Origin of the sequence: Mesorhizobium sp. M7A.F.Ca.US.006.04.2.1 (assembly GCF_004022915.1) — a bacterium.
Lineage (GTDB): Bacteria > Pseudomonadota > Alphaproteobacteria > Rhizobiales > Rhizobiaceae > Mesorhizobium > Mesorhizobium ciceri.
The window spans coordinates 1-3,111 of the sequence record NZ_RZQA01000770.1 but is presented as its reverse complement, the minus strand read 5'-3'; the positions used below and the strand labels follow the sequence as shown (position 1 = coordinate 3,111).

The 3,111-nt window shown below is 64.2% G+C and carries 3 protein-coding genes; all 3 read right to left on the bottom strand.

From position 1 onward, the window contains the following. The coding region (locus tag EN925_RS29750) for an FGGY family carbohydrate kinase (RefSeq protein WP_245487341.1) at positions 1 to 665 on the bottom strand (665 nt) is incomplete at its 3' end. Between the two features lie 22 nt (positions 666 to 687). Beyond that, a complete protein-coding gene (locus EN925_RS29745) occupies positions 688 to 1,506 on the bottom strand; it encodes an aldolase (protein WP_206519140.1) in 819 nt (272 codons plus the stop codon). Positions 1,507 to 1,520: 14 nt separating this feature from the next. Continuing rightward, on the bottom strand, positions 1,521 to 3,111 hold a 1,591-nt coding region (locus tag EN925_RS29740; RefSeq protein ID WP_164894472.1), incomplete at its 5' end, for a glycerol-3-phosphate dehydrogenase/oxidase.

The window sequence follows — 3,111 nt, the reverse complement described above, 5'->3', positions numbered from 1 at the left end:
GCGCTGACATGGCCGGCAATGTCGGCCGATTCCAGCACTGGCGGCAACAGGTCCATGCAATCGCCGAGCCCATAGGCGGCAAGCAGGTCCGGCTCGTAGCGGCGGTCCTGCATCTGCAGCAGGCCGCAGCCCGACATATCTGAAGTATCGCTGCTGCGCGCACCTGTCAGGCGGTTGACGACGAAATCCTTGCACAAGAACACAGTTCCGATGCTGGCAAACAAAGCCGGCGAAAAGCGCTTGAGCCAGGCAAGCAGGGTCGGCGTCTGCGCCGCCCACGGCCGCTGCAGGCAGTGGGCGTAGGTGCGGTCGCCGACATTCTGTTCTGCCCACTCAGCAACGATGTCGACGGCGCGTGTGTCGAGCGACTGGATGCCGATCAATGGCGCGCCCGCACGATCGAGCGCGTAGAGCCCGTTGCCATGGCCGGCGCAGCCGATGGCGACGATCTCGCCGGCGTCGATACCGGCTTCAGCGATGCATTGACCAATGACCGAGACCGAATTGCGCCAGAGTTCGTCGAGGTCGCGTTCGACATGTCCGGGCTTTGGCATGGACGAGCGGCCGTCACGGGCGGCGAATGCCAGTTCGCGGCCCGACAGGTCGAAGAGGATGGCCTTGATGACGGTGTTGCCGGCATCGAGACCGAGGATATAGCTTGCCATTGGCGCCTCCCGAGACCGCAGCCTATGCCTGGTTGTACAGATCCCAGGCTGCGCCGCCATCGGCATCGTCGTGAATGATTGCCATCAGCCCGCGCACGACAGCGCTCGGGTTGGCATGCTGGTAGATGTTGCGGCCATAGACCATGCCAAGCGCACCCTGTGCCATCAAGGCGGCCGACTTGTCGAACACGGCACGCAGATCCTCCTTGCCGCCGCCGCGCACCAGCACCGGGCAGCGCGCCGCCTCGACGACGCGGTGGAAGTCGTTGGGATCGGTGGTCGGGTCGGCCTTGACGATATCGGCACCCATCTCGCGGGCAAGCCGGGTCAAGGTGACGATCTTATCGGCGTCGCCGTCGACCATGTAGCCGCCATGCTCGGTGACCGGCAGCATGGCCAGCGGCTCGATCATCAGCGGCAGGCCGTATTTCTCGCAACCGGCGCGCACGCGGGCGATGTTCTGCACGCATTGCCGGAACAGGTCCGGCTCGTCGGGTAGCATGAACAGATTGACCACGACGCAAGCCGCATCCATCTCGATGGCGCCAAGCAAGGGCTCGGCTTCGTTCTGCAGCACCGCCCACATCGCCCGGTGGCGTATCCTGTTATAGGGATTGCCCATGTCGATGCGCATCACCAGCGCCGGCTTGTCCTTGCCAGGCACGGCCTGCAGCAGGTCGGCCTGGCCGTAGTTCATCTGGATGGCGTCGGGGCCGGCCTTGACCAGCTGGTTGACCACGCTGGCCATGTCTTCCAGCCCGGCAAGGAAACTCGGCTCGTTGCAGACGCCATGATCGATGGCGACGTCGAGGCAGCGGCCGCCGCCGAACAGCCGGTTCATACGGACTTTCTTGTTTACGCGCATAGGGCGCTCCTTTGATGTGTCTGGAGGTCGATGCCGTGCCGGTCGGCCAGCAAGGCGAGGAAGGTCGAGCGCTCGGTGGCAGCCTCGCTGGCGCTCCAGTCCTTGTGCGCCGCCAGCATGTCGAGAACGGCGTTGACGAGGTCGAAGCTGAGACCGCCTGAAATGGCGATGGTGGTGCGGCGCAAGAACAGGTCGGCAAGGCACTCGACCTGCTCGCGCTCGATGATGCGCCCCATCTCGCTTGCCGAATAGTCCGACTGCGGCAGCATCTGTTCGCCCGCCGGGTGCGAAACGAAATCCCTGGCCGACGTGCCATAGCGCTGCAGAAGCGTTTGCGCGCGCTCGACCGTCAGGCCATGCTCGGCGGCGAATGACGCGCACCAGGCGTCCGGGTCGGCCGGAAAATCACGGCCGCCACCGATGGCCATGTCCTGCGTTCCCTGGCTGCGCGCGAGGCCGAGCCGCTTCAGTACCATGTCGGCGGCCAGCGCTCCAAACGAACGGAAGGTGGTCCACTTGCCGCCGATCATGCACAGTGTCGCCGGCAGGCGCCCGCTCGCTTCTACGAACTCGCAAAAATGATCGCGCGGTATGCGGCTGGTAAAACTGTCCTCGCTGGCGGGCAAGGGTCGCACGCCGGCGAAGCGGAACACGATCTGGTTTTCAGCTACTTTGATCGACGGGAATACAAAGGCGAGCGACTGCAGGATGTAGCGCTGCTCGTCCTCCTCGCAACGGACCTTGTCCGGATCGTCGACCCGGATGTCGGTCGAGCCGATCAGCACCTTGCCGAGATAGGGAAACAGGATGCAGATCCGCCCGTCCTCGTTCTCGTAATAGACCATATGGCCGCCGAGCGCGTCGAACAGTTCTGCATTGTCGACGATGAGATGCGAGCCCTTGGTGCCGCCCATCATCGTCTGCGCCGCCGCCCCGATGGCCTTGTTGGTCAGGTCGATCCAGCCGCCAGTAGCGTTGATGACCAATTGCGCCCGTACCGGCAGTTGTTCGCCCGTCAGCGTGTCGGTAATGGCGAGGCTATCACCTGTCGACGATACCAGAGCGTAGTTCAAGGCGCGGGCGTTCGCCGCGCTCGCCGTGGCGTCCAGCAGCATCTCCAGGCCGAGGCGTTCGGGCCGGCTCACCCAGGCGTCGTAATAGGTCGCCGAATTGCGGATCGCCGGATTGATCGCCGGCCATTTTCTCAAGGTTTCGGCGCGGCCCCTGAACCTGTGCGTCGGCATCAAACGCCGTGCGGCGGTGAACAGGTCGTACATGGCAAGGCCGGTCTTGATGACCAGCGCACCACGCCGGCTCGGCCGCCGCGTCAGACCCAGGAAACGCACCGCACCGTTGGCAAGGCCGGAGAAAATGTCGAAGATCGGCACCGTCGTCGGCAACGGGACCACATAGTGCGGGGCATTCCTCAGCAGCCGGTCACGTTCGAGCAGCGATTCGCGCACCAGTTTGAATTCGCCGTTTTCGAGATAACGCAGGCCGCCATGCACCATGCGTGAAAGGGCGGCGCTGGCGCCGCTGCAATAATCGCCCTTTTCCGCCAGTACGACATCGACGCCTTGC